Source organism: Pseudomonas sp. Z003-0.4C(8344-21) (assembly GCF_900104975.1).
Taxonomy (GTDB): Bacteria; Pseudomonadota; Gammaproteobacteria; order Pseudomonadales; family Pseudomonadaceae; genus Aquipseudomonas; species Aquipseudomonas granadensis.
This window is the reverse complement of record NZ_LT629756.1, coordinates 5,217,660-5,239,240: the sequence shown is the minus strand read 5'-3', so window position 1 is coordinate 5,239,240 and position 21,581 is coordinate 5,217,660. Positions and strand designations below refer to the sequence as shown.

The following is a 21,581-nucleotide window of genomic DNA, read 5'->3' as shown; positions in this document are numbered from 1 at the left end:
AAACTTATTTTTCCATTATGGACTTTTAGTTCTTTCGAGCAATACGCGGGCGAAAAAAAAGCGCAGTCCGTTGCCGGCTGCGCTTTTTTGTCGAGCGTCGCTTACTGCGGACGCTTTCGCTCAACCGGGCGCAACAGATGCGTCGGCGGCGTTTCACAGCTGATCTTGCGGCCGAGCTTTTCTTCGATGGACGGCAACTGGTAGGAGTCGTCCTCGCCGGCGAAGCTGATCGACACCCCATCGGCCCCGGCGCGACCAGTACGGCCAATGCGGTGCACGTAATCGTCCGGGACTTCCGGCAGGGTGAAGTTGATCACATGGCTGATGCCATCGATGTGAATGCCGCGACCGGCCACATCGGTGGCGACCAGTACGCGAATCTTGCCTTCGCGGAAACCTTCCAGGGTCTTGATGCGCTTGTGCTGCGGCACGTCGCCGGACAGTTGCGCGGCATTGATGCCGTCGCGCACCAGACGCTCTTCGATACGGCGCACTTCGTCCTTGCGGTTGGCAAACACGATGACCCGTTCCCAGCCGTTATCGTTGACCAGGTTGTAGAGCAGTTTGTATTTGTCGGCAGCGGCTACGGCGTAGATGTGCTGCTCGACATTCTCGTTGGCGACGTTGGTGATTTCGATTTCGACAATCGCCGGATCGGTGGTCCACTGCTTGGCGAGGTTCATCACGTCTTCGGTGAAGGTCGCGGAGAACAGCAGGGTCTGGCGCTCGGACTTCGGCGGGGTCTGGCGAATGATCTGCCGGACTTGCGGGATGAAACCCATGTCGAGCATGCGGTCGGCTTCGTCCAGCACCATTACTTCGACCATGTCCAGGTGCACGTCGCCACGCTGGTTGAAATCGAGCAGGCGGCCCGGGGTCGCCACGAGAATGTCGCAGTGCCGCGCTTCGAGGTGCTTGAGCTGCTTGTCGAAATCCATGCCGCCAACGAAAGTCATCACGTTGAGGCCGGTGTATTTGGTCAGGTCAGCGGCGTCCTTGGCGATCTGCACCACCAGCTCACGGGTTGGCGCGATGATCAGCGCACGGGGTTCACCCATGTAGCGTTCTTTCGGCGGTGGCGTCTGCAACAGCTGGGTAATGATCGAGATCAGGAACGCGGCGGTCTTGCCGGTGCCGGTCTGCGCGCGGCCGATGGCGTCTTTGCCGGCGAGGGTGTAACCGAGCACCTGCGCCTGGATCGGCGTGCAATACGGAAAGCCCAGATCCTGGATCGCGTGCATCAGTTCTGGGGAAAGTTTGAAATCGTGGAAGCGGGTTTTGCCTTCCTGGGGCTCGACGACGAAGTCTTCGAGTTTCCATGGAATCACCGGGGCCTTGGGCTTCGGTTCGCGGCGTGGTCTGGCCGGTTTCGGCGCTTCGCTGCGTGCGGGCTCGGCGGCGATTGGCGCGGCCGTGGCGGGTTGCGGCGGTTGTTTCGGTTCTGGCTTCGGTGCCGCTACGTGAGCGGTGCGGTCGGCCTGCGCGGCATCGTTGCGATGACCGGCGGCGTGCGACGGCGCACTGGGAACTGGCGCGAGCTGCTCAGCCTCGCTTTTACCGAACATCTTCTTGAGTGCTTTGAGCACGGTCATCTCATCAGTTGGTTAAGGAATGTACGCCGGCCAGTGTAATGCAAGAAACGGGCGCGGCGTAGGGGGAGGCGCAAAGGCTGCCAATAAAGCCGACGCTTAGCGCAGGCGTTCGCTCAACCAGACACCGATGTCGCGAATTTCTTCGGGTAACACTTCGTGCTCCATTGGGTATTCCTGCCATGTCACGGTGACACCATGCTTCAGCAAATGCTCGTAGGCGCTGCGGCCCATCGAGTTCTGCACCACGCCATCGAACTGGCCGTGCAGGCACAGCGCCGGAATCCGCTGCTGACTGGCGGATAATTCCAGTTCATCGCTGAACGTCGGCGCGTAGGTCGACAACGCCAGAACCCCACCCAATGGCCCCTGCCACTTCACAAAAGCGGTGTGCAGCACCACGGCGCCACCCTGGGAAAAGCCGGCGAGAAAAATCCGCGAGGCGTCTATTCCGCTGGCGCGCTCGGTTTCGATCAATTCAATGATGCGATCCGCTGACGCTTCCAGCTGGTCACGGTCAATCGCCCGGGCCGGGCTCATGGCTTTGATGTCGTACCAGCTGGGCATGGCATATCCGCCATTTATCGTCACCGGAAGGGTCGGCGCCTGCGGGAGCACAAAGCGTGTGCTCAGCAGACTTTCCTGCAGCGCCTCGGCCACCGGCAGGAAGTCATAGCGGTCGGCGCCGAGGCCGTGCAGCCAGATCACGCAGGCATCTGCGGGCTTAACAGGCTGAAGAATCAAGGGCTCGGTCATGGCTGCTCCAAAAATGTGCGGGCGCTCTCATTGAGTGCGTGATGGAAGTGCGCGCCCGGTTGATCCGTTAAGAAGATGTCGCAAGGTTACAAGTTTTGCTATTGACGTGTCGCGCAAACACTTTGGCAAGCGGTGTGGTACGGCGTTTGCTATGGAGGTTTCTGTACGAAGCGTCCTACGCGTGGCGGTAACACTATCAGTCTACGTCGCGCGATGGGACAGCAACGAATCCGGTGATGGATGTTCGCCAATGGCCGCTACGGGCTTAGCGAACGTGAAAGGGCTACAGCCCGTTCGGCCGATTGGTGAGAAGTGAGTGATCCATGATGTGGATTTTCTCCTACTAGACTCATAGCGAAGGTCTTACGTCGGTTGACCCCAAAAAAAGCCAACACGGGTCAACAACGCCTCAAAAGGGTGCGACTGGACTCAAGCTCCGACACAACAAGAGCAAAACTGGAGGTTTGAATGAAGATGTTGAAATCCACTCTGGCGGTCGTGACTGCTGCAGCAGTACTCGGCGTCAGCGGGTTCGCTCAGGCGGGTGCAACCCTGGATGCGGTACAAAAGAAAGGTTTCGTGCAGTGTGGCGTGAGCGACGGTCTGCCAGGCTTCTCGGTACCGGACGCAACCGGCAAGATCCTCGGCATCGATGCTGACGTCTGCCGCGCTGTGGCCGCCGCCGTTTTCGGCGACGCGAGCAAGGTCAAGTTCAGTCAGTTGAACGCCAAGGAGCGCTTCACCGCGCTGCAATCGGGCGAGATCGACATCCTCTCGCGCAACACCACCATGACCAGCTCTCGCGACGCGGGCATGGGCCTGAAATTCCCGGGCTTCATCACCTACTACGACGGTATCGGCTTCCTGGTTAACAACAAGCTGGGCGTGAAAAGTGCCAAAGAGCTGGACGGCGCGACCATCTGCATCCAGGCCGGTACCACCACCGAGCTGAACGTTTCCGACTACTTCCGTGGCAACGGTCTGAAATACACCCCGATCACTTTCGACACCTCCGATGAAAGCGCCAAGTCGCTGGAATCCGGTCGTTGCGACGTGCTGACCTCCGACAAGTCGCAGCTGTTTGCCCAGCGCAGCAAGCTGGCCTCGCCGAAGGACTACGTGGTTCTGCCGGAAACCATTTCCAAAGAACCTCTGGGCCCGGTCGTGCGTAACGGCGACGACGAGTGGCTGGCCATCGTCCGTTGGGTCGGCTACGCACTGCTCAATGCAGAAGAAGCCGGCATCACTTCGAAGAACGTCGAAGCAGAAGCCAAGTCGACCAAGAACCCGGACGTAGCCCGTATGCTCGGCGCTGACGGCGAGTACGGCAAAGACCTGAAACTGCCGAAGGACTGGGTAGTACAGATCGTCAAACAAGTCGGCAACTACGGCGAAATCTTCGAGAAAAACCTCGGCAAGAGCACTCCGCTGGAAATCGACCGCGGCTTGAACGCCCTGTGGAACAACGGCGGCATTCAGTACGCACCACCAGTGCGCTAATGGTTCTATCGCCCGGCGGGCCAACCGCCGGGTGATGTTCTTGTTCCATTTCTTCCGGGGCACTTCATGCAAAATTCAATCGGCGCACCAAAGCAGAGGCTCAGCCTCAGCGATCCACGAGTGCGTGCGTGGCTATTCCAGATCATCACCGTTGTGGCGGTGGTCTCGCTTGGCTGGTACCTGTTCGACAATACGCAAACCAACCTTCAGCACCGGGGCATCACCTCCGGCTTCAGCTTTCTGGAGCGCAGTGCCGGGTTCGGCATCGCTCAAACCCTTATCGACTACACCGAAGCGGACAGCTACGCGCGGGTGTTTGTCATCGGCCTGCTCAACACCCTGTTGGTGACCTTTATCGGCGTGATCCTGGCGACGATCCTCGGTTTCATCGTCGGTGTAGCGCGGCTGTCGGAGAACTGGATCATTGCCAAACTGGCGACGGTGTATGTGGAAGTGTTCCGCAATATTCCGCCGCTGCTGCAAATCCTGTTCTGGTACTTCGCGGTGTTCCTGACCATGCCGGGGCCGCGCAACAGCCACAACTTCGGCGATACCTTCTTCGTCAGCAGCCGTGGCCTGAACATGCCGGCCGCACTGGCTGCCGATGGCTTCTGGGCCTTCGTGATCAGCATTGTGGTGGCGATCATCGGCATCGTGCTGATGACCCGCTGGGCCAACAAGCGCTTCGAAGACACCGGCGTGCCGTTCCACAAGTTCTGGGCCGGCCTGGCGATCCTGCTGGTGATCCCGACCTTGTGCGCGCTGATTTTCGGCGCTCCGCTGCATTGGGAAATGCCTGAGCTCAAGGGCTTCAACTTTGTCGGCGGCTGGGTGTTGATCCCGGAACTGCTGGCGTTGACCCTGGCCCTGACCGTGTATACCGCAGCGTTTATCGCCGAGATCGTGCGTTCCGGGATCAAGTCGGTCAGCCACGGCCAGACCGAAGCGGCACGTTCGCTCGGCCTGCGCAACGGCCCGACCCTGCGCAAGGTGATCATTCCGCAAGCCCTGCGCGTGATCATCCCGCCGCTGACCAGCCAATACCTGAACCTGGCGAAGAACTCTTCGCTGGCGGCCGGTATCGGTTACCCGGAAATGGTTTCGCTGTTCGCCGGCACCGTGCTCAACCAGACCGGTCAGGCGATCGAAGTGATTGCCATCACCATGAGCGTCTACCTGGCGATCAGTATCAGCATTTCCCTGCTGATGAACTGGTACAACAAGCGCATTGCGCTGATCGAGCGGTAAGGAAAAGCGCATGAGTACTCATACTTTCAAACCCGACATGCCACCACCGAACAGCAGCATTGGCGTGGTCGCATGGATGCGCGCGAACATGTTCTCCAGCTGGCTCAATACCCTGCTGACCCTGTTTGCGTTCTATCTGATTTATCTGGTTGTGCCGCCGATCCTCAGCTGGGCGATTGTAGATGCCAACTGGGTCGGCACCACGCGCGCCGACTGCACCAAGGAAGGCGCCTGCTGGGTGTTCATTCAGCAGCGCTTCGGCCAGTTCATGTACGGCTATTACCCGACCGAACTGCGCTGGCGCGTTGACCTGACCGTGTGGCTGGCGGTCATCGGCGCAGCACCGCTGTTCATTTCGCGGGTGCCGCGCAAAGCGGTCTACGGGCTGTGCTTCCTGGTGCTGTACCCGATCATTGCGTTTACCTTGCTGCACGGCGGGTTTGGCATGACCACCGTGCCGACCAGCCAGTGGGGCGGCCTGATGCTGACCTTGGTCATCGCTACGGTTGGTATCGCCGGGGCCTTGCCGTTGGGCATCGTACTGGCGCTGGGCCGGCGCTCGAACATGCCGGCTATTCGCGTGGTCTGCGTGACCTTCATCGAGTTCTGGCGCGGCGTGCCGTTGATCACTGTGCTGTTCATGTCCTCGGTGATGCTGCCGCTGTTCCTGCCCGAAGGCATGAACTTCGACAAGCTGCTGCGTGCACTGATCGGCGTGATCCTGTTTCAGTCGGCCTATGTTGCCGAAGTGGTGCGCGGCGGCCTGCAAGCGATCCCTAAAGGCCAATACGAAGCCGCGGCGGCGATGGGCCTCGGTTACTGGCGCTCGATGGGCCTGGTGATTTTGCCGCAAGCCCTGAAGCTGGTGATTCCCGGCATCGTCAACACGTTCATTGCGCTGTTCAAGGACACTAGCCTTGTGATCATCATCGGCCTCTTCGACCTGCTCAACAGCGTCAAGCAAGCCGCTGCCGATCCGAAATGGCTGGGCATGGCCACCGAAGGCTACGTGTTCGCCGCCCTGGTGTTCTGGATTTTCTGTTTTGGTATGTCGCGCTATTCCATGCATCTGGAACGCAAGCTCGACACTGGCCACAAGCGTTAGGAGTTCTCTGTAAATGAGCGAAGCAATCAAAAAGCCTGTGGGCGCTGAAGGCATCATCCAGATGCAGGGCGTCAACAAGTGGTACGGCCAGTTCCACGTACTGAAAGACATCAACCTCAATGTCAAACAGGGCGAGCGTATCGTCCTGTGCGGACCGTCGGGCTCGGGCAAATCGACGACGATTCGTTGCCTCAATCGCCTCGAAGAACACCAGCAGGGTCGCATCGTTGTCGATGGCGTGGAGTTGACCAACGACCTCAAGCAGATCGAAGCGATCCGTCGCGAAGTTGGCATGGTGTTCCAGCACTTCAACCTGTTCCCTCACCTGACCATTCTGCAGAACTGCACCCTGGCGCCGATGTGGGTGCGCAAGATGCCCAAGCGCAAGGCCGAGGAAATCGCCATGCACTACCTGGAACGCGTACGCATTCCAGAGCAGGCGCACAAGTACCCGGGGCAACTGTCCGGTGGTCAGCAGCAACGTGTGGCGATCGCTCGCGCGTTGTGCATGAAGCCGAAAATCATGCTGTTCGATGAGCCGACTTCAGCGCTCGATCCAGAGATGGTGAAGGAAGTGCTCGACACCATGATCGGCCTGGCGGAAGACGGCATGACCATGCTTTGTGTAACCCACGAAATGGGCTTTGCCCGCACCGTGGCCAACCGCGTGATCTTCATGGACAAGGGCGAGATCGTTGAGCAGGCCGCGCCGAACGACTTCTTTGATAATCCGCAGAATGACCGGACCAAGTTGTTCCTGAGTCAGATTTTGCATTGATGATTGATGAGTGAAACCAACCCGGCCATGTGCCGGGTTGGTTTTTTTTGGGTCAGGAAACCGAAAGGGATTCATGCTCTTTGTGGACGATGTGCTCGAAACCTCTCAAATCTGCACCTTCGCCAAGAGTCTTTGCATCGGTTAGCAAATACGGGTAACGATCCAATAAACGCATCAACAGTATGAGTGCCTTGGGCGGCAAGATTTCGCCGCGCTCGTAGCGAGAGAATGCGTTATGCCCACCACCAGACAGCAGTTGCACCGTCTCTTTTTGCGTCAGATGCAATTTGCGGCGAATTCTTCTCATCTCGTTGCCGACCATTTTCCTGCTGGCGATAACGAGTTCATCGCATGCATCTGAATAACGTTGCCCGCACATTTCATCGAGCTCGACCTCTCCGCACTTTTGACATTCCCACCCCGACAGGTTGTCAATCCGGCGCTCCATCCCTTTGACGCTCACCGTTTCGCCTCGGCCGTCGAAATGCACCATGCCTTCAGCGGCACCGCAACTGAAACACTGTTGCGTACTCATGAGTTGTTCTCCTTGAAAGAGATCACAGGTGGGCGCTTGTCGTAGTGATATGACACCTTTACGTAAATCTCCAGACCATGTGAATTGATGTGATAGACATCCTGCCAAATACGGTGGTTGTCATAAGTCGTCATCGACTTGTAGAGCATGCTGCGCTGTAGCCTGAAAACTACTTCCTGCATGTCTGCGAGCGTCAGCTCCAGCTCAGATCCGCTTCTTCTGGCAGTGTGCGTGAACGCTCTCCAGCCTAGCCTCCTGACATCCGCCTTGATCACCGCCAGGTCGTAATGGGGTGTGTTCTTTTCCATAAGAAGCCAAAAACCCTGTCCCTGAAATTACCCTTAAAGGGTAATTTTGACCAATCGAAAATGCCGCTCCATGTGTCTCGATTGACCCTAGGTGGTTGCCGTCCTACATGGGTCTGACTAACATGTCGGAAAATTCATCCCATGATTGGATGAAAGGACGAGGCCTATGTCAGACATTTCTCCACTCATCAAACGGTCGCTGGTCGATCAGGCGCTGGATCAGTTGCGTCAGCGCATCAACAGCGGCGCATGGCAGGTCGGCGAACGCTTGCCGACCGAACCGGAGCTGTGCGCCGAGCTGGGCATCAGCCGCAACACCGTGCGCGAAGCCATGCGCGTGCTGGCGTTTTCCGGGCTGATCGAGATCCGTCAGGGCGACGGCAGTTATCTGCGCGCGCTGGTCGATCCACTGGATACGCTGAAGGCGTTGTCGCGGTGTTCGCTGGATCAGGCGCGGGAAACCCGGCACATCCTCGAAGTCGAGGCTATCGGCCTGGCAGCGTTGCGCCGCACCGACGAGGATCTGGCGGCACTGCGCGAAGCGCTCGGCACCAGCGGCAGCCATTACCATGGTGACCTCGACACCTACATTGCCTGCGATCTGGTGTTCCACCGGCGTCTGGTCGACGCTGCGCACAACCCGACCCTCAGCGAGCTGTATCGCTATTTCTCCAGCATCGTCGGCGCGCAATTGCGCCAGACCCTGAACATCGTCCCGCGCCGTCAGGAAGTGTTCGATCTGCACATCGCCCTGCTCGATGCGGTCGAACAACGCGACCCGGAACGGGCCAAAGCCTTGTCGAGGCAGTTGATCAATGAACCTTGAAACCGAGAAAACCATGTCCCGCAGTGAGTTATCCACAGCGCCGAATCGCACCACCGAACTCGAAGAACTGCTGATCGATGCCGAGGCGGATGACGAGCAAGTGCAGCAAAGTCATCCGCTGGTGAAGCGTCCGTGGCTTTTGCTGCTCGGGTTGATTCTGGTAGCGCTTAACCTGCGCCCGGCACTGTCGAGCATGGCGCCGCTGCTCAGCGATGTCTCCAGAAGCCTTGGATTGTCTGCGGCGCAGGCGGGTTTACTGACGACGTTGCCCGTACTGTGCCTGGGTTTGTTCGCACCGCTGGCACCGATTCTGGCCCGGCGTTTCGGTGCTGAACGGGTGGTCCTGGGGATTCTGCTGACGCTGGCTGGCGGGATTATCCTGCGCAGCAATTTTGGTGAGATCGGCCTGTTCGCCGGCAGCGTCCTCGGCGGCGCCAGTATCGGCATTGTCGGCGTCTTGTTGCCCGGCATCGTCAAGCGCGACTTTGCCAAACACGCCGGGACCATGACCGGCGTCTACACCATGGCCCTGTGTCTGGGCGCGGCGATGGCGGCAGGTTCGACCGTGCCGTTGAGTGAGCACTTCGGCAACAGCTGGGCGATGGGGCTGGGCTTCTGGGTGATTCCGGCGCTGCTGGCCGCGGTGTTCTGGCTGCCGCAAGTCGGCTCCAAACACGGCGCGCACAACGTCGCTTACCGCGTACGCGGGCTGTTGCGTGACCCACTGGCCTGGCAAGTCACCTTGTACATGGGCCTGCAATCGTCGCTGGCCTATATCGTGTTCGGCTGGTTGCCGTCGATCCTTATCGGTCGAGGGCTGACGCCGACCCAGGCCGGTCTGGTGTTGTCCGGTTCGGTGATCATTCAACTGGCCAGCTCGCTGGCCGCGCCATGGCTGGCGACGCGCGGCAAGGATCAGCGTCTGGCCATCGTCGTCGTCATGGCGCTGACCCTCGGCGGCCTGTTCGGTTGTCTGTATGCGCCAATCGAAGGCCTGTGGGGCTGGGCGATCCTGCTCGGCCTGGGGCAGGGCGGCACGTTCAGTCTGGCGCTGACGTTGATCGTGCTGCGCTCGCGTGATTCCCATGTCGCGGCGAACCTGTCGAGCATGTCCCAGGGTTTCGGTTATACGTTGGCCTCGATGGGGCCGTTTGCGGTCGGCGTGGTGCATGACTGGACGGGTGGCTGGAATGCCGTGGGCTGGATTTTCGGCATCGTTGGTACCGGCGCGATCATCGCCGGCCTCGGTGCCGGGCGAGCGCTTTATGTGCAGGTGCAAAGCGAGCGAATCTGACACGCTTCAACTTGTAGGAGTGAGCCTGCTCGCGATGGCGGTGGATCAGTCAGTACGATGTTGACTGCCAGGACGCTATCGCGAGCAGGCTCACTCCTACAGGGTTTTATGTACTGCCGATATTCGGTTTGCGAATGCCGATAGTGTTTCCGCGCTCGGCAGATTATGGTGCTGGCAATCTGTACCCTTTCTTTGGAGACTGCCTTGAGCGAAGCCCACAGCGCCCTGATCACCCGCTTCTACGAAGCCTTCCAGCGCCTCGACGCCGAAGCCATGGCCGCCTGCTACACCGACGATGTAGTGTTCAGCGATCCGGCCTTCGGTGAACTGCGCGGGCGCGATGCCGGCGACATGTGGCGCATGCTTACCACTCGGGCCAAGGATTTCTCGCTGACCTTCGACAACGTCCGCGCCGATGAGCGCAGCGGTGGCGCACATTGGGTCGCTACGTATCTGTTCAGCCAGACCGGCAACATTGTGATCAACGACATCCAGGCTCGTTTCGTCTTCCGCGACGGCAAGATTTGCGAGCACCACGACCACTTCGATCTGTGGCGCTGGTCGCGGCAGGCGTTGGGCTTCAAAGGCCTGCTGCTGGGCTGGACGCCGCTGGTGCGCAACGCCGTCCGCGCGCAGGCGCGCAAGGGATTGAAGGCATTCCAGGCCGGGCGCTGATAAGATCGCCGCCTGTTTTCCTACACGTCCCGATCCCGAAGTGACCAGCCTCAGCGAAAATTCTGTCGATGTTGCCGAACCGGTGAGCAAATCCTGGTTCGTCTATCTCGTTCGCGCCGCCAATGGCTCGTTGTATTGCGGAATCAGCGACGACCCTGTGCGCCGTTTTGCCAAGCACCAAAGCGGCAAGGGCGCGCGGTTCTTCCTTTCCAGCCCGGCGAGGGCGCTGGTCTATACCGAACGGTGTCGTGACAAAAGCGATGCGTTGCGCCAGGAACGGCTGATCAAAAAGCTGCGCAAGAGCGCCAAGGAATGTCTGGTCGCATCTTATCAATCTGACTGATAGGTTCCCATCAGGCGGATCTGTAGGCTGCTAAGCAAATGCGCGCTAAGCTGCGGGCTCATTATCTGAGCGGCGGAGCCGAGCATGTCCGAGTTGATTCTCCATCATTACCCGACCTCCCCATTCGCCGAGAAGGCCCGCCTGCTGCTGGGTTTCAAAGGTTTGTCGTGGCGCTCGGTGCATATCTCGCCGGTGATGCCAAAACCGGATCTGACCGCCCTGACCGGTGGCTATCGCAAGACCCCGGTGTTGCAAACTGGCGCGGACATTTATTGCGATACCGCGCTGATCGCCCGTCGCCTGGAACAAGAGAAAGCCCTGCCTGCGTTCTTTCCTGAAGGCCAGGAAATGGTCAGCGCCAGTTTCGCCGCGTGGGCCGATTCGGTGGTGTTTCAACATGCCGTGAGTCTGGTGTTTCAGCCGGAATCGGTGGCGGTGCGTTTCGGCAAGTTGCCGCCGGAAGCGATCAAGGCGTTCATTGCCGACCGCGCCGGGCTGTTCAGCGGTGGTAGCGCGACGCGCCTGAGCGCCGAGCAGGCCAAGCATCAATGGCCAACGATCATGGCGCGTCTGGAGCAGCAGTTGCAGCGCGAGCAGGGCGACTTCCTGTTCGGTGAGCCATCGATTGCCGACTTCGCGCTGGCGCATCCGCTGTGGTTCCTCAAGGCCACTCACGTGACCGCACCTCTCGTCGATGAGTATCCGGCTGTCGTAGCGTGGCTGGGGCGGGTGCTGGGCTTTGGTCATGGCGCGGCGAGCGAAATGTCCTCCGCCGAGGCGCTGGAAGTGGCGCGTAACGCCACGCCGGCCGCATTGCCGGATGAGCAGTTCGTTGATCCGAATGGCTTTACGGCCGGGCAGCAAGTGGCGATCGCGGCAATCGACTATGGCGTCGATCCAGTGGTCGGTGAATTGCTGTTTGCCGGTCGCGAGGAATTGATCATCCGCCGCGAAGACGAGCGCGGCGGCGTGGTGCACGTGCACTTCCCGCGTTTCGGTTTCCGCATCGAAGCACGCTGAATTATCGAGTCTGTTGCAAAACCCTGTAGGAGTGAGCCTGCTCGCGATCGCGGTGTGTCAGTTGATAAATCCGCCGACTGACACACCGCTATCGCGAGCAGGCTCACTCCTACAGGTTATTTCAGGGCGGCGAGGATTTCATTCGGGTCAAACCCGCGAATCAGCATACCGTTCACATCGATCAGCGGAATCCCGCGTCCACCCAATGCCTCGTACGCCTTGCGCGCCTCGGCATCCTTCTCGATATCGAATTCCTTGAACGGGATGCCCTTGCTGTCGAGAAAGCGTTTGGTCTGTTTGCAGTAGCCGCACCAGTCGGTGGCATAGAGCACGACATTGGCCTGCACGCGGGTCTGCTCAGAAACCATTTGCGACGGATTGAAAACTCGCTCGATCTTGCCCCAGTTCTGATAGACCACAACGACCAGCAGAACCAGGACAACCTTCTTCAGCACATTGCCGAGCATCAATTGCGTCGCTTGAGCTGATCGGTCAGCGAAGTCGGCAGGCCTTTGATGATCAGGGTGCCGTTCTCTTCGTCGTATTCGATCTTCGAGCCCAGCAGGTGCGCTTCGAAGCTGATCGACAGGCCTTCGGCGCGGCCGGTGAAACGACGGAATTGATTGAGGGTGCGCTTGTCCGCCGGGATCTCCGGCGACAGGCCGTAGTCCTTGTTGCGGATGTGATCGTAGAAGGCTTTCGGGCGTTCCTCGTCGATCAGCTCCGAGAGCTCTTCCAGGCCCATCGGCTCGCCAAGCTTGGCCTGGCTGCTGGCGTAGTCGACCAGGGTCTTGGTCTTCTCGCGGGCTGAGTCTTCCGGCAGGTCTTCGCTCTCGACGAAGTCACTGAAGGCCTTGAGCAGTGTGCGGGTCTCGCCCGGGCCGTCGACGCCTTCCTGGCAGCCGATGAAGTCGCGGAAGTATTCCGAGACCTTCTTGCCGTTCTTGCCCTTGATAAACGAGATGTACTGCTTGGACTGCTTGTTGTTCTGCCACTCGGAGACGTTGATCCGCGCCGCCAGGTGCAACTGGCCGAGGTCGAGATGGCGCGACGGGGTCACGTCCAGCTCGTCGGTTACCGCCACGCCTTCGCTGTGGTGCAGCAGAGCGATCGCCAGGTAATCGGTCATGCCCTGCTGATAGTGGGCGAACAGCACGTGGCCGCCGACCGACAGGTTGGATTCTTCCATCAGCTTTTGCAGATGCTCGACCGCAACTTTGCTGAATGCGGTGAAGTCCTTGCCGCCGTCCATGTACTCCTTCAGCCAGCCGCTGAACGGGAACGCGCCGGACTCCGGATGGAACAGACCCCAGGCTTTGCCCTGTTTGGCGTTATAGCTCTCGTTGAGGTCGGCGAGCATGTTTTCGATGGCTGCGGACTCGGCCAGTTCGGTGTCACGGGCGTGCAGAACTGCGGGCGTGCCGTCGGGTTTCTTGTCGATCAGGTGGACGATGCAATGACGGATCGGCATAGGCTTCTCGGCTGTTGGAAGGGAGGAGGGCAGGCTCCCCCGAAAAAGCGCCCAGTGTACCGCAACCACTGGTTTTGGCGCGGGTTGCAGGGCAAAACCGGGGGGAGCGCCCGGCCTTATGCGGTTTTTTACCGGTTTAGAGCAATAAAGCTGACCAAATGGGTAGCTAGAGGCGGATATTTCCTTGTCGCTGTGCTAGTTTTGCCCGGTCTTACGCGAAGTCACTGCGTTAAGCGTGCATTCAGCATTTGTCAGGTCGAACCAAACCCTGATTTCGGCATCTATAACCCGACTCGTCGTGGTTATCGCCGAGGGTGCCAGATCCAGAAGATCGGGCTCGATGGCTGACACTGCACTCTGCAATCCATATGAATTTGATAGGGAAGGAACACTACATGGCTCTTACTAAAGACCAACTGATCGCCGACATTGCTGAAGCTATCGACGCGCCGAAAACCACCGCGCGTAACGCTCTGGACCAACTGGGCCAAATCGTTGCCGATCAGCTGGAAAATGGCGGCGAAATCACCTTGCCAGGTATCGGCAAGCTGAAAGTGACCGAGCGTCCTGCCCGCACCGGCCGTAACCCATCGACTGGCGCTGCCATCGAAATCCCTGCAAAGAAAGTGATCAAGCTGGTTGTGGCCAAAGGCCTGACCGACGCTGTGAACAAGTAAGACGCAGCGATAAAAAAAACCGTGCTCCGGAGCGATCCGGGCACGGTTTTTTTGTGGCTGTGATTTGTCGATGCACCTTGAACCTTTGTAGGAGCGAGCCTGCTCGCGAAAGCGGTGGGTCAGTCAATTTGATGTCGGCTGATACACCGCTATCGCGAGCAGGCGAAGGCCTACAGGGGCTCTGCTGTGTGTCAGCGGGTCCAGCGCTCACGCCGCCAGATCTGCTGCTCGGACTTGGTCTGAAACGTCCAGGCCACGAAGCGGCTCTGCTTCTGCCCCTGGGACATCTCCACCACCTGGCTTTCCAGCACTCCCGCTTTCTTCAGCGCGGTTTCGATCGCCGGCAGGTTCGATGCCTTTGAGACCAGCGTGCTGAACCACAAGACCTTGTGCTGGAAGTTGGCGCTCTCGGCAATCAGTTGCGTCACAAAGCGCGCTTCACCGCCTTCACACCACAGTTCCGCCGACTGGCCGCCGAAGTTCAGCACCGGCAGTTTGCGTTTCGGATCGGCCTTGCCCAGTGCGCGCCATTTGCGCTCGCTGCCCTTGGTCGCTTCGTTCATCGAGGCGTGGAACGGCGGGTTGCACATGGTCAGGTCGAAACGCTCGCCCGGTTCCAGCAAGCCGATGAGGATGTGCTTGCGGTTCTCCTGCTGACGCAGCTTGATGACCTTGCTCAGGTCGTTGGACTGCACGATGGCGCGGGCGGCAGCCACGGCAGTCGGGTCGATCTCCGAGCCAAGGAAGTGCCAGCGGTACTCACTGTTGCCGATCAGCGGGTACACGCAGTTGGCGCCCATGCCGATGTCCAGCACGTTGACGATCGCGCCGCGTGGAACCTTGCCGTCGTTCATGCTTGCCAGCAAATCGGCGAGAAAATGCACGTAATCGGCGCGGCCCGGCACGGGCGGGCAGAGGTAGTCGGCCGGGATATCCCAATGCTGGATGCCATAGAACGACTTGAGCAGCGCCCGGTTGAACACGCGCACCGCGTCCGGGCTGGCGAAGTCGATGCTTTCCTTGCCGTACGGGTTGGTGATCACAAACTTCGCCAGTTCCGGCGTGGTCTTGATCAGCGCCGGGAAGTCATAACGACCCTGATGGCGATTGCGCGGATGCAGGCTGGCCTTTTCACGCGGCTCGACGGCTTTGCTCGGGGACGCAGCGTCGGGCTTCTTGCGCGCAGGTTTGGGGGTGCGGGGGGCGGTCATGGGCGTGGTCGATTCGGGTATGGCTGAAAGTGGCGGGTATTGTCCCACATCTGAAGGCAACACCGTTCAAACCTGTGGGAGCGAGCCTGCTCGCGAATGCGCTTTCACGTCCGGCAGATTTGTCGACTGAGCCACCGCTTTCGCGAGCAGGCTCGCTCCACAGGGGATTTGTGGTGTTTGGGAATAAAAAAGGGAGGCCATTGCGGCCTCCCTTTTTCAGTGCGAAATACCCGTTACAGGCTGGCAATCCGCGCATGCTGCTCGGCCAGCTTGCCCAGGGCCTGTTCGGCCTCGGCCAGCTTGGCGCGTTCCTTATCGATGACTTCGGCCGGGGCCTTGTCGACGAAACCGGCATTGGACAGCTTGCCGCCGACGCGCTGGACTTCGCCCTGCAGACGCAGGATTTCCTTGTCCAGACGCGCCAGCTCCGCCGCCTTGTCGATCAGACCGGCCATCGGCACCAGCACTTCCATCTCGCCGACCAGTGCAGTGGCGGACAGCGGCGCTTCTTCGCCAGCGGCGAGTACGGTGATCGATTCCAGACGCGCCAGTTTTTTCAGCAGCGCTTCGTTCTCGGTCAGGCGACGCTGGTCTTCAGCGCTGACGTTTTTCAGGAAAATCGGCAGCGGCTTGCCCGGGCCGATGTTCATCTCGCCACGGATGTTGCGCGTGCCGAGCATCAGTTCCTTGAGCCATTCGATGTCGTCTTCGGCGGCCGGATCGATGCGCTCTTCATTGGCCACTGGCCAAGGCTGCAGCATGATCGTCTTGCCCTGAACACCGGCCAGCGGCGCGATGCGTTGCCAGATTTCTTCAGTGATGAACGGCATGAACGGATGCGCCAGGCGCAGCGCCACTTCCAGCACGCGAACCAGCGTACGGCGGGTGCCGCGCTGACGTTCGACCGGCGCGTTCTCGTCCCACAATACTGGCTTGGACAGTTCCAGATACCAGTCGCAGTACTGGTTCCAGATGAACTCATACAACGCCTGCGCCGCGAGGTCGAAACGGAACTGATCGAGCTGACGGGTCACTTCGGCTTCGGTGCGTTGCAGCTGCGAAATGATCCAGCGATCGGCCAGCGACAATTCGTAGGCTTCGCCGTTCTGGCCGCAGTCTTCGCCCTTGTCCAGCACATAACGTGCGGCGTTCCAGATCTTGTTGCAGAAGTTGCGATAGCCTTCGACGCGGCCCATGTCGAACTTGATGTCGCGACCGGTGGAGGCCAGCGAGCAGAACGTGAAGCGCAGGGCGTCGGTGCCATAACTGGCGATGCCGTCGGCGAATTCTTCGCGAGTGGCTTTCTCGATCTTTTTCGCCAGTTTCGGCTGCATCAGACCCGAAGTGCGTTTTTGCACCAGGGTTTCCAGATCGATGCCGTCGATGATGTCCAGCGGGTCCAGAACGTTGCCCTTGGACTTGGACATCTTCTGGCCCTGGCCGTCGCGCACCAGACCGTGTACGTAAACGGTCTTGAACGGAACCTGCGGCGTGCCGTCTTCGTTCTTCATCAGGTGCATGGTCATCATGATCATCCGGGCAACCCAGAAGAAAATGATGTCGAAACCCGTCACCAGCACGTCGGTGGAGTGGAATTTCTTCAGGAACTCGGTCTGCTCAGGCCAGCCCAGCGTGGAGAAGGTCCACAGGCCGGAACTGAACCAGGTATCGAGGACGTCGTTGTCCTGTTGCAGCGCAACGTCCGGGCCGAGGTTGTGCCTGGCGCGCACTTCGGCTTCGTCGCGGCCGACGTAAACTTTGCCCGACTCGTCGTACCAGGCCGGAATCCGGTGGCCCCACCACAGCTGACGGCTGATGCACCAGTCCTGGATGTCGCGCATCCACGAGAAGTACATGTTTTCGTACTGCTTGGGCACGAACTGAATGCGGCCGTCTTCAACGGCAGCGATGGCAGGTTCGGCCAGAGGCTTGGTCGACACGTACCACTGGTCGGTCAGCCAAGGCTCGATGACGGTGCCGGAGCGGTCGCCTTTCGGCGTTTTCAGGTTGTGATCGTTGATGCTCACCAGCAGGCCGGCGGCATCGAACGCAGCGACGATCTGCTTGCGCGCTTCGAAACGCTCCAGGCCAGCGAATTCGGCGGGAATCTTGCCGTCGATGCTCTCGTTCAGCGTGCCATCGAGGTTGAATACCTGTGCGGCAGGCAGCACGTTGGCGTTCTTGTCGAAAATGTTCAGCAGCGGCAGGTTGTGGCGCTTGCCGACTTCGTAGTCGTTGAAATCGTGGGCCGGGGTGATTTTCACGCAACCGGTGCCGAATTCAGGATCGCAATAATCGTCGGCGATGATCGGGATGCGGCGGCCAACCAATGGCAGCTCGACGAACTTGCCGATCAGGGCTTTGTAGCGCTCATCGTTCGGGTTAACTGCGACGGCGGAGTCGCCCAGCATGGTTTCCGGACGGGTGGTCGCGACGATCAGGAAGTCATGGCCCTCGGCGGTTTTTACGCCGTCGGCCAATGGATATTTCAGATTCCACAGGAAACCTTTCTCTTCGTGGTTCTCCACTTCGAGATCGGAAATCGCCGTGTGCAGTTTGGTGTCCCAGTTGACCAGGCGCTTGCCGCGGTAGATCAGGCCGTCTTCGTGCAGACGCACGAACGCTTCCTTGACCGCTTCCGAGAGACCGTCGTCCATGGTGAAGCGCTCACGGCTCCAGTCAACGGACGAGCCGAGACGACGGATCTGTCGGCTGATGTTGCCGCCGGACTGCTCCTTCCACTCCCAGACTTTCTCGAGGAATTTCTCGCGACCCAGGTCGTGACGATTCTGGCCCTGGGCTTCCAGTTGGCGTTCCACCAGCATCTGCGTGGCGATACCGGCGTGGTCGGTGCCCGGCTGCCACAAGGTGTCGCGACCCTGCATGCGGCGGAAACGGATCAGTGCGTCCATGATCGCGTTGTTGAAACCGTGACCCATGTGCAGGCTGCCGGTGACGTTCGGCGGCGGGATCATGATGGTGTAGGACTCGCCCGCGCCTTGCGGGGCGAAGTAGTTCTCGGACTCCCAGGTCTTGTACCAGGAAGTTTCAATGGCGTGCGGCTGGTAGGTCTTATCCATGCGCGGCGGGACCCTATTGGCATTTATTCAGGAAAAGCCGGCAAGTATAGCGGGGCATGGTGAGTAGGGCGAGCGGGGCGCGACCGGTCAGCAGCGCGCGGGCGGTGGTGCAAGTTGTCTGCTAGTACTTTTCCAACAGGGAACGAAGGGCAGATCAAATGTGTGCATCTCCAACATCGCTGCATGCCAACACTCCATCGATCACGGTACTGGATAACCGCTGCCTTCGTGTGCGGGATGTACGTTACCACCGCCATCCCGATTCACCCGCTGTTACAAGCGAACGCATCAGCCGTCACCATTACGATGGTCGCGGGTTCCTGATACGCAGCGCTGACCCCCGATTAAGCGAAGGCGGATTGGCCAATTTCATTTATGTCAGCAGTCTGTCCGGGCGCGTGTTGAGTCAGCAGGGTGTAGACAATGGCGGCAGCGTGGCGTTACCTGACGCTTTCGGTCGTTCTTACAGCGTGGCAAGCAATATTCCAGACCCTGACCACGAACATGGAAACACTACTCAGGTTGTTACCAGCACCTACCAATACGAAGAAAGCGATCTTCTCGGTCGTCTGACCAGCATTTGCGAACAGGTGGGGAACGAGCGCCCGAAAATCAGCGAGCGAAGGGTCTATGCCGCAAACACTGAGGCTGAAATCGCGCTGAACCTGGCCGGCCGGTGCGTGAGCCACTACGACACGGCCGGTCTGACGAAGACTGATAGCGTGGCGCTGACAGGTGTGCCGCGCTCGATTAGCCGTCGTTTCTTCAAGCGCGCAGACAACCCGGGCGAGGTGGTCGATTGGCAGGGTGACAACGCCTCCGACTGGAATGACGGCCTGGATGACGAGACCTTCACCAGTCTGGTTACCACCGATGCGACGGGCGCGCTGCATAGATCTACGGACGCAGCGGGCAACCTGCAGCGCGTTGCTTACGATATGGCAGGAGCAATCCGGGGGCACTGGGTGACGCTCAAGGGCAGCGCGGAACGGGTTGTCGTGAAGTCGCTGACGTATTCGGCGGCGGGTCAGAATCTGCGTGAAGAGAGCGGCAACGGTGTGGTAACCACTTGGAAATACGAGCAGGAAACCCGGCGCCTCTCGGGAATCAGAGTGGAACGACCGCTCGGGCATGCGGCGGGAGCTAAAGTGCTACAGGATCTGAAGTACACCTATGATCCGGTTGGTAACGTCAGCGTTGAGCGCGACGATTCGCAGACACCATGCTTCTGGCGAAATCAGAAGATGCTGGCGCAAAACACTTATATCCATGACTCGCTCTATCAACTGACCAGCGCAACCGGACGCGAGATGGCGAATGCCGAGGGGCCATGCGGCTCCCCTCTGGTCTGCGGTTCTGACGACGCCGCTTACACCAGTTACACCCGCACTTACCGCTACGATATGGCCGGCAATCTGATTCAGATACGCCACATCGCACCAGCCTCGCAAAATAATCACACCACCAGGGTCACGATCAGCAACCGCAGCAATCGCGGTGTGTTGGACACCCTGGCTACAAATCCCGAGGAGGTGGAAGCATTTTTCTCGGCGGGCGGGCAGCAGACCACTTTGCAGCCCGGGCAGCGGCTTGTCTGGACCCCGCGCAACGAACTTTTGCAAGTGACCCCGGTGATGCGTAATGGCGCGATGGATGACCATGAGACGTATCGCTATGACAGTGCCAGTCAGCGAGTGCTGAAGTTCAGCGCGCAGAAAGTGTGTGGTTGCATACACAAGCAGCGGGTCGTTTACCTGCCGTCACTGGAGCTCAGAACGAAGGGTATCAGCGCAACAGTGGCGGAGCGTCTGCACGTCATCAACGCAGATGCGACAGGTCGATCCCGACTGCGAATCCTGCATTGGGACAGTCCGAGGCCGCCGAACGCCGATAATGACCTGCTGTATTACAGCTATGACAATTTGATTGGCAGTAGCGCAGTGGTCCTGGACGGTGAGGGGAAGCTTGTAAGCCAAGAGGAATATTACCCATTCGGCGGCACAGCCATATGGATGGCGCGAAGTGCCATTGAGGCGGACTTCAAAACCGCCAGATACTGCGCAAAGGAACGCGATGCCACGGGACTTTACTACTTTGGCTGGCGCTACTATCAGTCCTGGGCAGGGCGCTGGTTAAGTGCTGATCCGGCAGGAACGGCGGACGGCATGAACCTGTTCATGATGGTCGGCAATAATCCCGTCACGTTTTTTGATAGCAATGGTTTGTACAAGGAAGGGCAAGAAGCCAGGCAAATGGTTGGCGAGTCATTTATCCATCCATTGCATATGCCTGCCTTCGAAAAAATATCGAAAGAACACAATGTAGCAATAAGCGTTAGAGAGTCCGGAAGTTACACCATCAAGGCTTTGGGCGAAGGTGCCGCTGCCAAGGGCCATAACATTCTTGAAAAGACCATCAAACCGTCTTCCTTGAAAGCAGTTTACGGGGATGGCGCTGAAGCGATGCTCGCGCAGGCAGAAAAAAGCGGGTTGGTCGGGCGAGTGGGGCAGTGGGGCCGGGCTGGTGTTCGAGGACTTTATGCGCGCAATAGGATCAGCGATGAAGATGTTTCCTACAGCGTTAATCTGCAAAGTCCCATCGAACACGAACTCCTGGATGCCTGGGTGAAGTTCAAAGTCGTCACGCCCTATACGGGTGACTACGATATGCACGATGTTATTCAGTCAAGACAAGGAAAAGGTAGTGTTCCGCGCTCGGGAAGTAGCGAGGAGGCGCAAGTCATGAATTTGATCAATCATGCTATCGCCGAACTGGATTCCGCGAGACCGTTCGATAACACTCCGATGAATGTGATCCGTCATGGTCCGCAAGTGAACTTCGTTTCACATATGTGGAGTCATGAATTCGACAAGGTCAAACAGGACAACGGATATTTGGAGGCGGTTGCCCGGCCAGGCCCGTTTCCGATAGCCATGGTGCACCAGGGGCAGTGGTCGATTATCGAAAACACCCGCGAACTGTTCGATTTTTACGGGGCGTTGAACACCGCAGTTCCGGAGCACTGGGCGCGAGAGTTTGTGAGTCGGGGAAAAGGCATGGTTGCCACGCCCCGACATGCCAGAACACTGGATTGGCATCGCAGCAACACCGTCTAGAAGTCAGGTTTGCCGGGTTGCCAACTCAGTGCTGATCGTGGGGTGGCAA

Annotated in this window: 19 protein-coding genes; 11 read left to right on the top strand and 8 right to left on the bottom strand. The window is 59.1% G+C overall.

From position 1 onward, the window contains the following. Window positions 1–101: 101 nt before the first annotated feature. Together rhlB and BLU24_RS23700 are read right to left on the bottom strand one after the other, a co-directional pair. Window positions 102–1,592, bottom strand: coding sequence for an ATP-dependent RNA helicase RhlB (gene rhlB / locus BLU24_RS23705; RefSeq protein ID WP_093104537.1), 1,491 nt, complete (start codon window positions 1,590–1,592; stop codon window positions 102–104). Window positions 1,593–1,688: 96 nt separating this feature from the next. Next, a complete protein-coding gene (locus BLU24_RS23700; RefSeq protein ID WP_093104534.1) occupies window positions 1,689–2,345 on the bottom strand; it encodes an alpha/beta hydrolase in 657 nt (218 codons plus the stop codon). 468 nt (window positions 2,346–2,813) lie between these two features. Between BLU24_RS23700 and BLU24_RS23695 the strand changes: the two genes are divergently transcribed. The 4 genes from BLU24_RS23695 to BLU24_RS23680 all read left to right on the top strand — a co-directional run bounded on the left by BLU24_RS23695 (window position 2,814) and on the right by BLU24_RS23680 (window position 6,976). Beyond that, window positions 2,814–3,845: an amino acid ABC transporter substrate-binding protein gene (locus tag BLU24_RS23695; RefSeq protein WP_090281876.1), complete on the top strand. Its 1,032-nt coding sequence runs from the start codon at window positions 2,814–2,816 to the stop codon at window positions 3,843–3,845. A 66-nt stretch (window positions 3,846–3,911) separates the two neighbouring features. Further along, window positions 3,912–5,093, top strand: a complete 1,182-nt coding sequence (locus tag BLU24_RS23690; protein ID WP_093104531.1) for an amino acid ABC transporter permease — start codon at window positions 3,912–3,914, stop codon at window positions 5,091–5,093. Window positions 5,094–5,103: 10 nt separating this feature from the next. Beyond that, a complete protein-coding gene (locus tag BLU24_RS23685; protein ID WP_090281878.1) occupies window positions 5,104–6,198 on the top strand; it encodes an amino acid ABC transporter permease in 1,095 nt (364 codons plus the stop codon). Window positions 6,199–6,211: 13 nt separating this feature from the next. Further along, window positions 6,212–6,976, top strand: a complete 765-nt coding sequence (locus BLU24_RS23680) for an amino acid ABC transporter ATP-binding protein (protein ID WP_093104529.1) — start codon at window positions 6,212–6,214, stop codon at window positions 6,974–6,976. Between the two features lie 52 nt (window positions 6,977–7,028). Here BLU24_RS23680 and BLU24_RS23675 read toward each other — a convergent pair whose 3' ends face one another. Both BLU24_RS23675 and BLU24_RS23670 read right to left on the bottom strand, forming a co-directional pair. Next, on the bottom strand, window positions 7,029–7,511 hold the full coding sequence (locus BLU24_RS23675; RefSeq protein WP_093104526.1) for a type II toxin-antitoxin system MqsA family antitoxin: 483 nt from the start codon (window positions 7,509–7,511) through the stop codon (window positions 7,029–7,031). After that, a complete protein-coding gene (locus tag BLU24_RS23670; protein ID WP_093104523.1) occupies window positions 7,508–7,819 on the bottom strand; it encodes a type II toxin-antitoxin system MqsR family toxin in 312 nt (103 codons plus the stop codon). Before BLU24_RS23670 ends, BLU24_RS23675 begins: the two co-directional genes overlap by 4 nt. A gap of 166 nt (window positions 7,820–7,985) precedes the next feature. On the opposite strand from BLU24_RS23670, the gene BLU24_RS23665 reads away from it, so the two are divergent. From BLU24_RS23665 to BLU24_RS23645, 5 genes are all read left to right on the top strand, one after another. After that, window positions 7,986–8,645 (top strand): FadR/GntR family transcriptional regulator, encoded by a 660-nt coding sequence (locus BLU24_RS23665; RefSeq protein WP_093104520.1) that lies wholly within the window; start codon window positions 7,986–7,988, stop codon window positions 8,643–8,645. Next, on the top strand, window positions 8,635–9,939 hold the full coding sequence (locus BLU24_RS23660; protein WP_093104518.1) for a CynX/NimT family MFS transporter: 1,305 nt from the start codon (window positions 8,635–8,637) through the stop codon (window positions 9,937–9,939). Before BLU24_RS23665 ends, BLU24_RS23660 begins: the two co-directional genes overlap by 11 nt. A gap of 204 nt (window positions 9,940–10,143) precedes the next feature. Next, complete coding sequence (locus tag BLU24_RS23655) at window positions 10,144–10,614, top strand: nuclear transport factor 2 family protein (protein ID WP_093104515.1); 471 nt, start codon at window positions 10,144–10,146, stop codon at window positions 10,612–10,614. A gap of 40 nt (window positions 10,615–10,654) precedes the next feature. Beyond that, complete coding sequence (locus BLU24_RS23650; RefSeq protein ID WP_093104512.1) at window positions 10,655–10,957, top strand: GIY-YIG nuclease family protein; 303 nt, start codon at window positions 10,655–10,657, stop codon at window positions 10,955–10,957. 84 nt (window positions 10,958–11,041) lie between these two features. Continuing rightward, on the top strand, window positions 11,042–11,977 hold the full coding sequence (locus BLU24_RS23645; RefSeq protein ID WP_093104510.1) for a glutathione S-transferase family protein: 936 nt from the start codon (window positions 11,042–11,044) through the stop codon (window positions 11,975–11,977). Window positions 11,978–12,093: 116 nt separating this feature from the next. On the opposite strand, the gene BLU24_RS23640 is transcribed toward BLU24_RS23645, so the two are convergent. Further along, window positions 12,094–12,444 carry a glutaredoxin family protein gene (locus tag BLU24_RS23640; RefSeq protein WP_093104507.1) on the bottom strand — a complete coding sequence of 117 codons (351 nt, stop codon included), beginning with the start codon at window positions 12,442–12,444 and terminating at the stop codon, window positions 12,094–12,096. Continuing rightward, window positions 12,444–13,448, bottom strand: a complete 1,005-nt coding sequence (gene yejK, locus BLU24_RS23635) for a nucleoid-associated protein YejK (protein ID WP_093104504.1) — start codon at window positions 13,446–13,448, stop codon at window positions 12,444–12,446. Before yejK ends, BLU24_RS23640 begins: the two co-directional genes overlap by 1 nt. 395 nt (window positions 13,449–13,843) lie before the next feature. Between yejK and BLU24_RS23630 the strand changes: the two genes are divergently transcribed. Then, window positions 13,844–14,125 carry an HU family DNA-binding protein gene (locus BLU24_RS23630; protein WP_003221909.1) on the top strand — a complete coding sequence of 94 codons (282 nt, stop codon included), beginning with the start codon at window positions 13,844–13,846 and terminating at the stop codon, window positions 14,123–14,125. A 191-nt stretch (window positions 14,126–14,316) separates the two neighbouring features. Here the strand turns inward: BLU24_RS23630 and rlmF are convergent, their stop codons facing one another. Then, window positions 14,317–15,336 carry a 23S rRNA (adenine(1618)-N(6))-methyltransferase RlmF gene (gene rlmF, locus BLU24_RS23625; protein ID WP_093104501.1) on the bottom strand — a complete coding sequence of 340 codons (1,020 nt, stop codon included), beginning with the start codon at window positions 15,334–15,336 and terminating at the stop codon, window positions 14,317–14,319. 233 nt (window positions 15,337–15,569) lie between these two features. Beyond that, a complete protein-coding gene (locus tag BLU24_RS23615) occupies window positions 15,570–18,416 on the bottom strand; it encodes a valine--tRNA ligase (protein WP_093104495.1) in 2,847 nt (948 codons plus the stop codon). Window positions 18,417–18,775: 359 nt separating this feature from the next. Between BLU24_RS23615 and BLU24_RS23610 the strand changes: the two genes are divergently transcribed. Then, window positions 18,776–21,532, top strand: coding sequence for an RHS repeat domain-containing protein (locus tag BLU24_RS23610; protein WP_197677834.1), 2,757 nt, complete (start codon window positions 18,776–18,778; stop codon window positions 21,530–21,532). Window positions 21,533–21,581 lie beyond the last annotated feature (49 nt).